The organism is Parasphaerochaeta coccoides DSM 17374, from assembly GCF_000208385.1.
GTDB classification, from domain to species: domain Bacteria; phylum Spirochaetota; class Spirochaetia; order Sphaerochaetales; family Sphaerochaetaceae; genus Parasphaerochaeta; species Parasphaerochaeta coccoides.
In genome coordinates, this window is the sequence record NC_015436.1 from 1,710,044 (window position 1) to 1,725,273 (window position 15,230).

Consider the following 15,230-nt stretch of genomic DNA (forward strand, 5'->3'; position numbering starts at 1 on the left):
GACCAACAGGTCGTTCCGGCACGCCGGTCACTTCCTCCTGTTTCTCCCCTCCCCATGTCCAAACGTCATCCGCATGGGAAGCGGAGCGGAGCTTGTCCCGCAATCTTTCCCTGCGCATCCTGGAAATCATCGTCACCGGGCTGGACAGCACGCTGGAGAAATTAATCATCTCCCTGGAAGGAAGAACGGACTCAATGGGAGAGAGCGAAACTGTCTGCATCAGAAAAGAATCCGGAAAATGTACTTATGGAACAATGTAAGGCTCAAGGCGTATTTCCCCATGGTCAGGGGGCATTGGTTAAAGTTTTCATACTTTTACAACATCCCTTTTCTGAGTTTCACAAGGAATTTTCCTTACAACAGATGGAGGGGATCTATGTCAATTTCCATATAGATGCCGGAAGGTGCCTTGTACTGCCGGACAACAGCGCCGATCATCTGATGGAGCAATGCCGGGGACATGCCGCGGAGCAGCACATGGAAACGCCAGTTCCCAGCTATTTTCTCCACCGGACAGGATGATGTGCCGAATACCTCCGGCAAATCCTTGCGACCGGGATTGCGTCGGACAAGGGCGGAAACAGTGCTTTCACAGATTTCGGCCAGCCGTGCCGCCTCCGTCTCGGCTTTATCCTTGTTCCTCCCCCTGACCACCAAATTGACCATCCTGCCATAGGGAGGAAAGCCTGTCTCCCTGCGGGCATCCAGCTCTCGGTCATAGAAGCCATCCACATCCCCGGCACAGGCCGCTGTCACGGCTTCATTGCCCGGCTTGTAGGTTTGAACCACGACCCGACCCTTGTCATTATAACGCCCTGCCCGCCCGCTGACCTGAACCAACAGGGAGAAGGTATGTTCACGGGAACGAAAATCAGGAACGTTCAGACCACTATCAGCCAAGACAACCCCTACCAGCTCTACGCCGGGAAAATTTAGCCCCTTGGCGACCATCTGGGTACCGAGAAGAATATCAATTTTCCCGTGACGGAAATCCTCCAGAACCAGTGCCATTGCGTCACGGTCGCGGGTGCTGTCGGTATCGAGTCGGGCAAGGGACGCTGAGGGAAACATCCGTGCAACCTCCTGCTCGACCATCTCCGTTCCGAAACCGGAATAACCAACATCCAGGGAGCCGCAGTCAGGACAAACCGTGACCGGGGAGCGGGTATATCCACAGTAATGACAGACCATCATCGCTTCGTTCTTATGATAGGTCAGGGATACTGAACAATGGGGACAGGACATCTCATAACCACAGGTGGCGCAGTGAAAGAAATAGGAATAGCCACGGCGGTTGAGAAAGAGGATTACTTGCTTGCCTCGACCAAGGACAAGGCGCATCTCTTCCTCCAGCCTCCGGCTAATCATCCGGTTTTCACGGAGCATGTCCACCACTTCCATGACAGGAGGACGGCCACCGCCTACGCGTTGGGGAAGTTCCAATTTGAGCATCCCTGAATCCTCGTGCATCAGCTTCCATGCTTCAAGCGACGGCGTAGCACTGCCCATCACCAGCGTTGCGCCTGCATCGGCGCACCGTTTCTGGGCGACCTGACGGGCATGATAGCGCGGCGTGGAGCCTGCCTTGTAGGAGTTCTCATGCTCCTCGTCAATGATAATCATTCCCAAGCGAGGACATGGAGCGAACACCGCGCTGCGGGCACCGATAATCATATCCACTTCTCCCCGAAGGATGCGTTTCCACTGGTCAATCCGCTGGCTGGCAGTCAGAGCGGAATGCAGTACGGCGACCCGTCCTGGAAACCGGCATGCCACCATGCGTGACAACTGGTGTGTCAAAGTAATCTCCGGCACCAAATAAATGACCTGCCGTCCGCTATCCACCACATGGCGGGCTGCCCGGAAAAACACCTCACTCTTTCCACTCCCTGTAACACCATACAAGTAATACATGGCATGTGAGGCTGAGGAGATGGATGCTATGGCGGCCTCCTGTTCACCGGTCAACTCAACTGATCCGTCGGTCAGTTCGTCCTCAACGGCAAAGGCTGGCACTCCTACATCCCTCCGTCCTCCAGGTACCATAACGGAGAGAGCCTCACCCGGACTACAGAAATAGAAAGCGGCCATCCATTTTGCCAGCTCCACCTCCCGTGGGGAAAAGACAGGCTCTTTGTCGATGGCACGTTTTATATCCTTGAGTTCTCTTTCATTCTTTATTTCATCTTTTAGGACATCATCAGGAAAGACATCAATGACGAATGCCGTGATTTCACGATTGCCGAAAGGCACGGCTACCCGGACTCCCGGCTTCACCTTTTCCTCCAGGGAAGGGGGAACGGCATAGTCAAATTCCTTGTCCACCGGGATGTTGGCCAGAACACGGGCGCGCATCATGTTTGCTTCTTTCCGGCATGTACCGGCAGCCCGACCATGGAGGCAAGTCGTTTCATATCTTCCCACACGGGAGCGCGGAGCCTGTCCAAGTTGCGGAGGACTCCGGCAGGATGATAGGTCACTATCACCGGAATATTCATGTAACTGAAAGTGCGTCCTCTCAGCGCGCCGACGCCTTCCTTTGTCTCCAGGATGGCATGGGCAGCCACCGCTCCCGCCAGCAGGATGACTCGCGGTTGGACAAGTGCAATCTGCCGACGGAGATAGGGAATGCACGCCTGTACTTCATCAGGCAGGGGATCACGGTTTCCCGGCGGCCGGCATTTCACGATATTGGCAATGTAGGCGTTTGTCTGACGGGATACACCTATAGGTGCAAACCATCTGTCCATGTACTGTCCGCCTTTGCCAACGAACGGTCTGCCGCTGAGGTCTTCATCTCGTCCCGGACCTTCACCAATTACCATAACGACAGGATGCTCCTCCTGTCCTTCTCCGAAAACCGTATACGTCCGCGTCTCACACAACCGGCAGTTCTTGCATGATGAGACAAGAGTTGAAAGCTCTTTCAGGGAACAGGAAGAATAATCCCGTGCTTCAGTGTCAGGAAAAAGAACGTCGGATGCGCCAAGGAACTGTACCTGCCTCCCGTCCTCTTTTCCTTTTTCCAGAGAATCTTGCTGAACGGACGGGTTTTCCCCGTCAATGGCATCCCGTATGAAAGGCAGAAAAGCATCATCAGGAATATCCAGAGGAAGGGATGCGGGCAGCGGGGACGGTGGAGTCATGGCACGTTCAGCTTCATCAATATTCCGGGCAAGACGGGCAAGGGCGGCACTCACGGTCTGTGCGTCAGGCTTCATCATCGCTATCCTCCCTCTCCCTATCTTCCGACGGCATCTCCATGGAAGGATGAAGATGCTCAAACCATTCATATTCCTTCTCGTCAAAGGAAATCCGTGACAGGTACAGGCCATGGGCGGAGGCTGTCCGCCCGGCTTGGCTTCTGTCCCGCGCGGCAAGCCGCCGTGCAGTCTCCGTGGCAGGCACGCCTCCCAACACCAAGAAGAAAAGCGTCCCCACAATGGAACGCACCATCTTGTAGAGGAATGCGTTGCCGCAGATAGTATACACCAGCACCTCGGCTCCGTGGATATCCTTCTCTACGGAGAAATCAGATACATAGATGTCCCTATGGCGACGTTCGCACATATCTCCCGCGGCAGTGAACGTAGTGAAATCATGGGTTCCGGCTATTTCCGCGGCATGAGCTTTCAGAAGTTCCAGGGACGGCAGTTCCTTCACTACCCAGACACGACCTGAGTCAAAGGGAGTCATGTCAGCTTCTCTCTTGATGAGATATCGGTATTCCCGTGCCATGGCGGAGAACCGCGCATGGAAAGAGTCGTTGGTTTCCTCACTGTCCATGATGCGTATGGCAGGAGGCAGAAAGGCGTTCAATGCGCGTTTGAAGACTACCGCCGGAAAACGTTCGTCAGGGAGGTCGAAATGGCAGACCTGCCCCAAGGCGTGAACGCCGGAATCGGTTCGTCCGCTTCCTACGACTGTGACGGAATGTCCGGTCAACCGGTAGAGCGCGTCTTCTATCTCCGCCTGGACACTCGGCGCATTGCGCTGGTGCTGCCACCCGCTGTAGCCTGTCCCGTCATAAGCGACCGTCATGCGGACTCGCCTGACGCATCCTTCTTCATACGGATGGGAAGCAGGACGTCTCCAGTCACTGCGTGCCATCGGACGATTCCTCCACCAGCATGACCTGCGCCAATGCCAGAGGATGCTCATGGGTCAGGGAGACCAAGATGGAAGTCTTGGGAAAAAGACGGGAAAAATGCTCCGCCGTGTGTCCTTCAAGCACCAAGGAGGGCTTTCCCAGGATATCGGTGACAACAGCAATCTCACGCAGGCTCATTCCCCGCATCCCCGTTCCCATCGCCTTGCTCAAGGCTTCCTTGGCGGCGAAACGCGTAGCAAGGAACTCCCCCCTGCTCCGTAGGGAATCTTCTTTCAACATCAAAGCACGCTTGGCTTCAGAAGGATGAAAGAGGCGTGACACAAGCCCGTCACCAAATGTTTCCATACGTAAGATGGATACGGCATCAATGCCTATACCTCGAATCATATCAGCGGGGCTCCTGTCCAATGGACGGCAGGCTCTTGAAATCAACGGTGACGCTTGCCGGATGCGTCGTGATGCTGACCCCAGGCATTTCTTTGAGTACACTCTGGTAATCAACATTGACAAGTGTCGTAGCAGGACCTCCCCCGGAAACGAAGGAGAAATCCACGGAAGCCGTAATCCTCTCAGGAATGATGCGGTAGATGTCTTCATCCGGCCCGGTGATGGAGACTTCAATGGTATCAGGAATCAGGCTGGCAGCCACATACCCTTCCGGAGCGGTATAGTTCAGAGGAATATCGATGACATAGTTTGACAGCAGGGAATATTGCACGATGACATATACCCCAAGGGCACAAATCAGGCAAAGGAGCTTTACCGGCCAATTATAAGCCAGGTTCTGGAAAATCTTATTCAATTTCATCGATGCTCGCCTCCTCGATCAGTTCTTCAGGCGTAATGTCCTGATAGCTGAACAGCGCCAGAAGCATGCGCTTGACCGTGGGAGATTTCAAGTCATAGTACAGGTTCGCGTTGTAGGTCAGCGAAATGGCTCCTGTTTCCTCCGAGACGACAATCACTACTGCGTCAGATTCTTCGGCCAGACCGAGTGCGGCGCGATGGCGCGTCCCGAAGCTCTTGCGGATATCAGTCTGCTCACTCAACGGCAGATAGCAACCGGCAGCCACAATCCGGTCGCCCTGGATAATCATGGCTCCGTCGTGCAGGGGCGTATCATGGTCAAAGACCGTCAGAATCAGGGAGGAGGACAAGTCTGCGTTCAAACGGGTTCCGCTCTCAATGATGGGGCGTATGGCAAGCCGACGGGGAAAGACAATCAAAGCTCCTCTGCGCTTTGATGTCAGCACCTCACAAGCTGTCAGAATGCTGTCAATCTGGTCGCCGTTCGTCATGGTGTTCATGCGGAAACGTCGGCTGTACAATGCTTTTCCTTGGGCGAAGGAACGGCGCAGCTCCGGCTGGTACAGGAGAAAGAGAAACACGATGTATGGGACGAAAAACTGGTGGAGCAGCCACAGAAGCATGGAAAGCCGCAATACGTAGCACGCGGCAAAGAACAAAAGATAGTACAGCGCGAGCCTGAGCATGTGGGAGGCTTTGGTAAGAGCTACGGCTTCATAGAGACGGTAAAACAACCAAGCCAGGATCCCAATCTCAGCCACGGGGCGTATGTATGTCATCACAGCATCCAGGGATTCATACCACACTCTCGGCATCTCCTTTCATAAAGAAGTATAACTGGTTAGGCTGAATTAGAAAACAGCAAAAACCTGTATCCAGCGCGTATCCGAATCGCTCAATCACAACGGCAGCCGGGAAATGACTACTGGCGTGCCTGTCGATGGACTCCCTTCTTTCTCCAGAAGGGACTTTCCTCCCAGAATGACAGTACGGCTGTGCGCTTTCAGTCGTTCAAGAATGTCAGCGGCGGCCATTGCGATGTCTTCGGGACGGACGGCACAGACAAGGCTTCTCACATGGGCGCGGAAATCATCGGTGAATCCATACAAATCCCGCCGGAACGTCACCCCCGCCTTCTGTCGGGGTGAAAGCGGCCGTATCTCCTTGCCCACGGTTAGTATCAGGGCATCTTCAACAGTGGAAGCGTCCGGAGGCATGCGGACGAGTTCCTCCAGAGAGTCCATATAATCGGCGATGGAACCGGCTATGCGAGGATCGCGGTAGGTGGTGAAGACAAAGAGTTGTTCCAGGAGATCGAGGGAGCTGGACACGCCATATGCGCCACCATTTCCCCTGATTCGCGTCCAGAGTCCATTAGTGGTCAGAAGCGTACCAAGTACCTGCTGAGCCGCTTGCAATGACGAGCCTGCCGGTGCGCTTGAAGTCACTATCGCTGTATAAGAGACAGTGGCGGGAATACGGAAAAGCTCCCGTTCAGGAAGTTGGTTCAAGCCAAAATCCCGGCTTACCGGTATGAGAAGGTCGCCAAATTCGGGGAATCCTTCCACAAAAGATTCAAGTATCTTGATGTGTTGTTTTTCTCTGGACGCATCACCAGTCACTTGGATGACCAAGCGTTCACGCATGGCAAGTTTTTCTTGCAGAGACACGAGCCGTGAGGCGATTCCTTTGATGCCGGAGGCGTTCTTTATGTCAATTCCATCCAGCATCAGCCAGTGGGCAAGACCACCTGTCGCTTCCGCCTGCTGACCGACCATGCTGAAAGCGACTCCCGCCCGTTGCGCGGCATATACGTTGGCACCGCCAAGAAGTCCATTAGAATATTCAGTGCGCATATCAGTGATAGCAGCGGCTATCCTGCCGACATCCTTGACATCGGCATGGCGGAGGAGGTCGCCTGCAAAGGCGCAGGCTTCAGCAAAATCCCTCTCCAGCGCACTGAAACGAACCATGAGCAGCGACTTTTCCTCCCGTGGCCGTCCTGCCGATTCCACGGTGGAACCTGCATCGAACGCAATGGAGAATGAACCAGTCAGGCTGCGGATACGCATGGCCACCTGGCTGTAGTCCATGCCCTTCATCCCTGTCATCTGCAAAAGACGGACATAGATGCTTAAATCCAGGATTTCCTGAACAGTCAAATCATCCAGCGTAAAAGCAAAGTCAGCGTAGACGATGCCATTGGTGAACAGAGGAACCATGACTGTCGGACGGCCTGAAACTTCCACAGATTTCTTTTCTATGCGGCGGATATCCAAAGGAAGGTCGGACAGGCGCAGGCGTGGTATGGTCGCCAATGCGTCCGGGGCGTCACCGGATTCTTCGAATTGCAGAAAACGGGCATATTTGTCCTGAAAATCTTTGAAGCCTTGTTTGTCCATGCCAGAGCGGATTTGTTCAGCTTTCTTTGCCATAGTCTGGTCACGGCGCGTCAGATACTGGGGGTCAGGGATGACAGTCAGCAGGCAACGATGAGGATTTTCCACCAGGTTCCGGAACATCCATGACTCGAACCATCCCATGGATGGATCCTTTGCTTCGTCCGCCGCGGCATAGGAAACCGCGACAGCCTCCCTCAACGCCTTCACAGGTTCTGCCGAGGCAATGGTAGAAGCGGGTGGCAGTCCCTGGAGCCAGCCATGGAGGGAACGGTTCATAGCCCTCAGTCCGTTAGGATATCCGCCAGGAATTTCGGCAAGCGAAAATTCCAGGCGTTTCAGGGCGGCTTCCACCTCGTCACGGGGAATCCCTGTCTTGACAATGCGGGTCAGGGTCTTCATGAGGAAACTTTCCGCTTGCTGTGCTTTGTCTGGGGAAATGCCTTTGAAGCCAACGACGAACGGCATGAGGCGGAACTCGGAACTCATGCCGCTTTCAGGACAGATGTCCAATCCCAGTTTTGATTCCGTGATGGCCTTATACAACGGAGCCCCCGGATTACCGAGCAGGACATCGACCAGAGTAGAAAGCGTATAAACCTGGAGAGGGTCTTCCGCGGATGTAGTTGCCCAACTCAAGGTGACGGATGCTCCGGAAGAAACGTCCTCGGCTTTTCCGTCATGTTCAACGGGGCTATAGGCTACCGCCTGCCGTGGCGTCAGCCATTTTTCAGGCAAGGGCGCCGCTCCGGGCACTTCGATGGCCGAATACTGTCCAAGGTAGGCATTCTCAAGGAACTCAAGTTTGTCCCCCGGTTCAAGGGCTCCGTACATAAGGAGCTTGCAGTTACCGGGATGATAATATTGTCCGTAAAATGCCTTGAACTGCTTATAGTCAAGGTTGATTATGGCTTCGGGGTCTCCGCCTGAATCAAAGGCATAGGGAGTATCAGGAAAAAGTGTACGGACAGACTGCAACCCCACAATGGTATCATGGTCAGCCCCACCTTTCATTTCATTGAGGACGACGCCGTCAAAGGTGATGGTGCCATCCTCATGAGGAACCTGGCGCACTCCTTCCTGCTGGAATGTTTCTTCCCTGAGAAGCGGCGCAAAGACAGCATCAGCATACACGGCGAAAAGATTGTCGAAGTCCTTGCGTGAGGGACTGGCCGCGGGATAGCTGGTGCGGTCGCTGTAGGTCATCGCATTCATGAACGTATTTGCGCTGCCCTTGAGCAACGTCATGAAGGGATCACGTACAGGATAGCGCCGGGAGCCTGCCAGTACACTGTGCTCTATGATATGAGCGACTCCGCTGTCGTTGTTCGGAGGGGTCTTGAAGGTAAAGCCAAAGAAAAGCTCAACATCAGCATTGATGACCTGATATACTTCCATTTTTGTGATGATATGCTGAAAGAGATACCCTTTTGCCTCGTAGTCCGGAAGATTGTCTATGGAGACAAGAACAAAGCTGTGCAACTCATCGCCTATTTTCAAAGTACAGGGATTCTCCCCGTCATGTTCACCCACATGAACCTCCTGAAAACAAAAACGGCATGTCCATGACGCCGTTACCGGAAACCTTATCATGGGTCCATTCTCATTGACAACCCTGTCCGTCCTGCCTACTCTTGCATATGGAAGCAGAATGAAGGCATCGGCAGGAGGTATGGCATGACAGATTTCTTCAACGGTCTGGAGCGACCGCTTATCTTCGGACATAGGGGCTTGAGCGACCTTGCACCGGAAAATACGCTCCCTGCGTTTCAGATGTGCGTAGACAAAGGCGTTCCCGCTGTCGAGCTTGACGTACACCTTTGCGCTACCGGAGAACTGGTCGTCATCCACGACTCGAACCTCAAAAGAGTTTCAGGTGAAGACATGATAGTGGAAGAAACATCGTTCCAACGACTGAGACAGGTGGACGTGGGATCCCATAAAGGAGCGCAGTTCGCCGGTACTCGCATACCTCTCCTTTCGGAGTTATTCGAGTTATGCGGAGATAAACTCATATATGACATAGAAATAAAAAGAAATGGCATTTTGGGTTCTCGCCTTGAGCAAGCAGTCTGGGATACCATTGTCCAGTTCTGCTTACAGGGAAAATGCATGGTCTCGTCCTTCAATCCGTTTTCCGTCAGAAAATTCCGTTCACTGTCAAAGGATAAGATTCCTACTTCGGTAATTTATAGCAGGGACTCGGATGTTCCGAGGGCCTTCCGACGTGGTGCCGGACGCCATATTGCCCGATGTTCCTATCTCAAACCATCCTATAAAGTGGTCGATGAAAAGATGATTGAGAAATTCCAGGAGAAAAAAGGCTATCCTGTAGTGGTCTGGACGGTGAACACCCGTGAAGATTACCAGAGAATGGCCAATCTTGGCGTGAAGGGAGTCATTGGCAACAGCCCGCATCTTTTTCTGTGATGCGCAAGCCTCCGGGAACCATCCTATCCTGACAGCTTCAGAGAATTTGACTCAACAAGCGGGATGCAAGGAGATAGCCGCCATCATTAAGCGCAATGTCCATGGCTTCTTCCAGTGTATCTCCCCATGCAAGAGTCCTTTGCAAATCGGTATAAGCAAGAACGTGAGCATCAGACAAACGAACCAACGAGGCTTCTCCCATGACAATGACCACCGGTTTCCTGTCTTCAAGGAATATTTCCGTCACTCCCGCCTTGCCGCGGATGACATAACCCGCCAGCGGATAAGTACGGCGCACGTCAGCCAGGTACGCATCGTCATCTTCCTCATCCTGAGCAGAATCCTGAGAAGAAATCGAGGATGGTATCAACCGAATGCCATCCATCATGAAACGCGTCACGAAAGACTCCTGTGTATAGTCACGGGAAAGGCGCTCTCCATCAGCCGAATGGGATGAGATATCAACAATGATGGTCGATGCAAGAATAGAGGATTCTTTGCGATAATGATGTACTGCGTTGAGCATTTCCAGCTTTGCCCGCAGAGGCTCCGCCACGTCATTTCCCACGGCATCAGCGAACACAGCAAATTCTTTTCCTATATCCAGGGAAATGGTCAAATCACCTTCTCTGGTCATGGCAGGATTGAAACCAGAAAGTTCCGCGTTTCCGCTTTCCCCTGTTGTAGCGCTCAGATAATCGGGATAGATGTTGCCGAAAGCTCCGGTCGACGTGAAATCAACCCGTACCGGAGCCCTTAGGACGCGTGGGGAGAAAATCCGGCGACGATGGATAGACAGTGAAAGCGAAGGCCCTTCAGGATAAAAGTGATTGATCCGTATTTCTAGTCCGTCAAGGATAGAATCAATGCGACCTATTATGCTCTCCAGGCTATTGTCCTTTGCCATCACCGGGCCAGTGGCGGAAATAGCGGCAGCCTCCATGTACAGAAGCAGTGCGTTCACGTCCTTGTTATCACGAAATTCGAGACGCGCCTTCTGCTGGAGGGAAGATATGGACTCTTCCCTTTCCACGGCAGCCTTGAGGACATCGCTGCGCATGGTTTCAAGAAGCGAAGTACGGACAGCCGTCATTGCATAAAAAGTGTACTTTCCGTCCTTTGGCTGGATATGTGTCCTGCTGATCCGTAGTTGGAAGTCAGCAATACCATCTGTCGATGATAATTCACGATACCATGACGCTTCTTCATTCCTTCCGGTAGCCTCCACCAGCTGTCTGGCAATGTCCTGATATGCCAGAAGTCGAGCGGAACGTTCCGATGCAGCGGTTCCTGTACCGACAAACGCGGTATACCCGATGGCGACCTGGGGAGAATCCACCCAATCCGGTACCCCATCACGTCCTGTCTGCCATAAAGACTGGAGGGATGCACACCCACCCAGAAGCAGGATCATCAGGAGGAGAATGGGTGTAAAGATAGTTGCGCGAGTTCTCATGAAACGCTATCTCCTAGAAAAAATACGTCAGGGATGGTTCGATGGCAAGCACCGTCCTGCTGTCCAGTCTGGTATCTCCCGAACGAAGGACACGGGTGTCTGTCCCTCCGCTTATTCCCCACGCCCACGAGGATGATATCTGGTGCCTATACCCAGCCCGCCACGTAGCAACATAAGATATTCCGATTCCCGGAACAATACCAATGCCGATTGCTGCGCTTGCCGTCAGACTTCCGTCCTGAAGCAACGTGAAAGTCGAATCCAAGCGGCTGCCAAGCGGCATATCCATGCCAATCCCAACCATCATGTCGTATGAAATGTATCCTTTTAAGTCCACTATCAGGGGAGAAGCTCCCAAAGAAATCAACAAGGACAGCGGCTGCTGGTAAAGAACAGTGGACGCGGTGATTCTGCCGCCTGCTCCCCATGTCCTGTACCCCCCATCCAAAAGCAAATACATGGCAGAACCGGAAAGACTCACCGACCAAGGAGAAACAGGCTCCAGGCTCATTCCCGGTTGGACAGTACTCCGCCAGAAGGTATCCAGCTCCACCTCGCCGCCTGTCCGGTTCCCTTCCGCAATCATTGAACTTTCTGCTTCGCTTCCAATCCGGCGAACCCGGACACGCGCATGGGGAACCCCTTTGGCATCGATGACATGATAGACATCACCTTCCCTCATCCCGTCAGGCGCTCCGGTCAGGGAAAGGGAATTCCGCCAGGCATAGGCGACAGTGGAATCAGAAATGGATATCCCCAAGATGTCCAGCCCGTCATATCTGAGACGGGCGATGGCTTCATCCTCCATTTTTTTCAATGCAACCGACAGAGACTTACCATGGACATCCATGTCCATCACCTTCTCACCACCAGAACCGGAAAATTTCAAGGAACCATGCAAACGAACCTGAGGGGAAAAGGTGACGTCATCCCGTGTCATATCCAGAACTTCGCCTGTCACGACGCTGTCATCCGCCGTCCGGCTCCTCAAGGAAACCGCGACAATACGATCGACTGCCGCAGACAGCGCTTGTTTCAGCTCATCCGCCGCATTGACTTTTGCTCCCGCGAAGATAAACAGGAAACACAGGCAGACAAACATACTACCACGTCGCATCCTCATGACAGCAATCTTCATCTCAACGTCCCATGCGTGCCCATTGCCCGATGATGCCCAGAGCCAGATTGGCTGCATCATTGAGTGCCGGCAGGGCAAGCCATTCATATCTGCTGTGGAAATTATAGCCACCCGTGAACAGGTTTGGACAGGGAACTCCCTTAGCCGCAAGCCTGGCGCCATCAGTACCTCCACGGATTATCTCCGAGTACAGGGGCATGCCCAGCTCCTTTCCCGCCGCATAGACCGCTTCCATGGTTTGCGGCTTCTTTTTGTTTGCCTCCGCCATGTTGTAATATGTAAAGGAATACGCTACTTCGACCTTTCCCGCCGCAAAGATAGCCTCGATGCTCCGGGCGATCTGCTCCACGACAGCAATGCGTCTCTTGAGTCCGTCAAGATCAAAATCCCGGAGCAACAACTCCACAGTGGTTTTCATTAAGACTCCCGATATATCAGTCGGAGCGTAGAACCCATATCTGCCGTCGGTAGCTTCAGGACTTTCTGCCTGCGGCAGAGCTCGGACGAAAGCGGCGGCCATGTTCACCGCGTTGACCAAGCGGCCACGGGCAGTACCCGTGTGGTAAGAGACTCCGTGGAATGTTACAGTAACCGATGCCGCGTTGAAACATTCCGTTTCAATCTCGTACCGTGCGCCACCGTCAATCGTGTAGCATGCTTCACTGCGGATAGCTTCATAGGGGAACACATCCATGCCGCCGCCAGTTTCTTCATCGGTGGTAAAGATCAGTTCTACCTCGCCATGGACGAAAGGCTTTTCCGTGACAAGGACTTTTGCAAAGGACATGATAGCCGCAACGCCAGCCTTGTCATCCCCTCCCAGCAAAGTAGTCCCGTCGGTGACGACGAGCGTATCACCCGCATACCCGGCAAGAGCCGGATTATCGGCCACCGTAATGACCGTAGAATCATTGAGAATGATGTCTTTTCCATCATATGTCTCAACCACGCGTGGCTTCACTCCATTCCCTGGGACATCATCCGCAACATCCACATGAGCCATGAAACCAATGGTAGGCAGCCCGGTTCCGGTCGCGGGGATGCGGGCAATCAGAGTACCTTTCTCATAGAGTATGACATCAGTCAAGCCTAAGTCACGGACTTCCTTCTCAAGCAGGCGGAGCAGGTTCCACTGCCCATCCGTAGACGGCCGCTGCGTAGTGATGTTCCTGGGATTGCTCATTGTGTCTATGACCGCATAACGCAAAAAACGTTCCAGCAAATCCTTGCTCATATCTTTTTTCTTCATGCTTCCGGCTCCTTGTATACGTATCCCGGCGGGATATCGCCAAGGATACGTATTTCCAAGTATCCCACAAACATAGTGTGAACACAAGTAAGCAGGAATAGGATTCAGACGGAGAAATTATAGGTTTTCAGCATAGGTTTCACCATTTCAACGACATTATATAGAGCAAATACTGCCATGATGATGCCTGTGACGACAGGACCGCGTTTCAAGCTCTTGCCAACCGCCATGATGCTCGCCGCAAGGGCATAGGATATCTCAGGTTCGGTCGTCACTGACTTGAGCCATTCCCCGAATGCTTCGTCGGCACTCTGGTTGTACCGATAAAAACGCCAGATTGAGATGACTGTCGTAGCCACCACTCCAGCAGCTACCGCAATGCCTGCGGCTGCTGATATCTTGCCCCAAAGCATGACGGAAGGGATACAAGCATATACTATGCCCGCAGTCAGCAGAACCAGCGTCCGGGTGACAAGTTTCTGCACATCCTTTGCAAACTTAGCCCTTTGGGAAGGTGGCAGGGCACGACATATAGCGCTGACATTCCTCTGGAGGCTCCGTTCTGAGGTAGTGTATGTATCCTTGAGGTTGGCATATTCATCCGCCGCCAGCAGTTTTTCAGAAGCCTTGAGGACAGCTTCGGAATCATCCGCGGATGCCACCATGTAACAGAATTCCAGGTAATCTTGCCCTTGGTCTTCGGCAAGTATCCTGTCCACCACATCCATCCCGTCTATCTTCTGGGGATATTCTTTTCCCGTACCACCCGCGGATCGTGAAGATTGTTCTTCTTCAAGATAAGGTCGGATGACATCATAGTTTTCCTCAATGATGCTCGCCACGCGCGGTTTCAATTCCTCTTCGGTGATAGCCTCCCGGATTTCCTGACGACTCCAGTCCATGCTGCATCCTATCGTGCTGACAATCAGCATCAGGCAGAGTATGTCCTGCGCCACGATTCTTACCGTTTTCATCACAATTCCCCTCTTTCTCCATTATTTTTTCCTTCCCTACGGAAGGTTCATGTCGTTTTATTTCCGTTGCCGGTCACAAACCCAACCCTCAGCCCGACACGGATGGTTCTGTATCCCTGTAGGGATTCTTTTATGGAGGCAAATTCGTCCTGATAAGAATGTGACGGGTCACGGAATGTAATCACCGGCTCAACAATCCAGTGTTTCCGCGCCAAAAACGTCCAGCCAAGGGATATTTCATCAAGCATGAGCATCCCTCCCACAACGCCTCGGTCAAAAAGAAAACCAAGACGCATAAGGGAAAGAAGGATGAACGGTCCGGTATGCCATGGATAATAAGCCGCCGCTATGCCAGCACTGAACAGCACACATCCCTTCTTTCCGACATCCAGCCCAAGGGGAAGCCGCACCTCGCATCCCGGCAGAACAGTCAGCCTTAGGTCGGCACCAATTTCCCAGTCTCCTGCCATGAAGCCATCACAGGACAATACATCCACCGCACCACCCCAACTCATTTGTTCGGTACCATAAACCGGAGATAAGATACAAATGATGGTGCATAGTAAAAAAAGGAAACGCATATGAATCCTCCGCGCCATCACGGTAACACGGAGGCCCATGCCCTTCTATTCACAGTTCAGGGTAACGGGAACGGAGTACTTTGAA

14 protein-coding genes are annotated in these 15,230 nt (G+C 53.0%); 2 read left to right on the forward strand and 12 right to left on the reverse strand.

The genetic code is table 11. The features are described from left to right. The first annotated feature begins 92 nt into the window (after positions 1 to 92). A complete protein-coding gene (locus SPICO_RS10415; RefSeq protein WP_169310071.1) occupies positions 93 to 260 on the forward strand; it encodes a hypothetical protein in 168 nt (55 codons plus the stop codon). 94 nt (positions 261 to 354) lie between these two features. Here the strand turns inward: SPICO_RS10415 and priA are convergent, their stop codons facing one another. From priA to SPICO_RS07430, 7 genes are all read right to left on the reverse strand, one after another. Beyond that, on the reverse strand, positions 355 to 2,358 hold the full coding sequence (gene priA / locus SPICO_RS07400; RefSeq protein WP_013740049.1) for a replication restart helicase PriA: 2,004 nt from the start codon (positions 2,356 to 2,358) through the stop codon (positions 355 to 357). Beyond that, entirely contained in the window at positions 2,355 to 3,224 is an 870-nt protein-coding gene (locus SPICO_RS07405; RefSeq protein ID WP_013740050.1) for a uracil-DNA glycosylase, read from the reverse strand. Before SPICO_RS07405 ends, priA begins: the two co-directional genes overlap by 4 nt. Further along, positions 3,211 to 4,110: a tRNA pseudouridine(38-40) synthase TruA gene (gene truA / locus SPICO_RS07410; protein ID WP_013740051.1), complete on the reverse strand. Its 900-nt coding sequence runs from the start codon at positions 4,108 to 4,110 to the stop codon at positions 3,211 to 3,213. Before truA ends, SPICO_RS07405 begins: the two co-directional genes overlap by 14 nt. Then, positions 4,097 to 4,498: a holo-ACP synthase gene (gene acpS, locus SPICO_RS07415; RefSeq protein WP_013740052.1), complete on the reverse strand. Its 402-nt coding sequence runs from the start codon at positions 4,496 to 4,498 to the stop codon at positions 4,097 to 4,099. Before acpS ends, truA begins: the two co-directional genes overlap by 14 nt. Before the next feature lies 1 nt (position 4,499). After that, a complete protein-coding gene (locus SPICO_RS07420; protein ID WP_013740053.1) occupies positions 4,500 to 4,919 on the reverse strand; it encodes a CdaR family protein in 420 nt (139 codons plus the stop codon). Next, a complete protein-coding gene (cdaA, locus tag SPICO_RS07425) occupies positions 4,906 to 5,697 on the reverse strand; it encodes a diadenylate cyclase CdaA (protein ID WP_041395890.1) in 792 nt (263 codons plus the stop codon). Before cdaA ends, SPICO_RS07420 begins: the two co-directional genes overlap by 14 nt. A 120-nt stretch (positions 5,698 to 5,817) precedes the next feature. Continuing rightward, a complete protein-coding gene (locus SPICO_RS07430; RefSeq protein ID WP_013740055.1) occupies positions 5,818 to 8,850 on the reverse strand; it encodes an insulinase family protein in 3,033 nt (1,010 codons plus the stop codon). A 144-nt stretch (positions 8,851 to 8,994) separates the two neighbouring features. Here SPICO_RS07430 and SPICO_RS07435 point away from each other — a divergent pair, with 144 nt between their 5' ends. Further along, entirely contained in the window at positions 8,995 to 9,747 is a 753-nt protein-coding gene (locus tag SPICO_RS07435) for a glycerophosphodiester phosphodiesterase (protein WP_013740056.1), read from the forward strand. Between the two features lie 37 nt (positions 9,748 to 9,784). On the opposite strand, the gene SPICO_RS07440 is transcribed toward SPICO_RS07435, so the two are convergent. From SPICO_RS07440 to SPICO_RS07460, 5 genes are all read right to left on the reverse strand, one after another. After that, positions 9,785 to 11,203 (reverse strand): hypothetical protein, encoded by a 1,419-nt coding sequence (locus SPICO_RS07440; RefSeq protein ID WP_013740057.1) that lies wholly within the window; start codon positions 11,201 to 11,203, stop codon positions 9,785 to 9,787. 13 nt (positions 11,204 to 11,216) lie between these two features. Further along, complete coding sequence (locus SPICO_RS07445; protein WP_148229032.1) at positions 11,217 to 12,401, reverse strand: hypothetical protein; 1,185 nt, start codon at positions 12,399 to 12,401, stop codon at positions 11,217 to 11,219. Next, positions 12,343 to 13,590, reverse strand: a complete 1,248-nt coding sequence (gene pepT, locus SPICO_RS07450; RefSeq protein ID WP_013740059.1) for a peptidase T — start codon at positions 13,588 to 13,590, stop codon at positions 12,343 to 12,345. Before pepT ends, SPICO_RS07445 begins: the two co-directional genes overlap by 59 nt. Positions 13,591 to 13,694: 104 nt before the next feature. Continuing rightward, entirely contained in the window at positions 13,695 to 14,564 is an 870-nt protein-coding gene (locus SPICO_RS07455) for a hypothetical protein (protein ID WP_013740060.1), read from the reverse strand. A gap of 47 nt (positions 14,565 to 14,611) precedes the next feature. Next, positions 14,612 to 15,145 (reverse strand): hypothetical protein, encoded by a 534-nt coding sequence (locus SPICO_RS07460; protein WP_013740061.1) that lies wholly within the window; start codon positions 15,143 to 15,145, stop codon positions 14,612 to 14,614. Positions 15,146 to 15,230 lie beyond the last annotated feature (85 nt).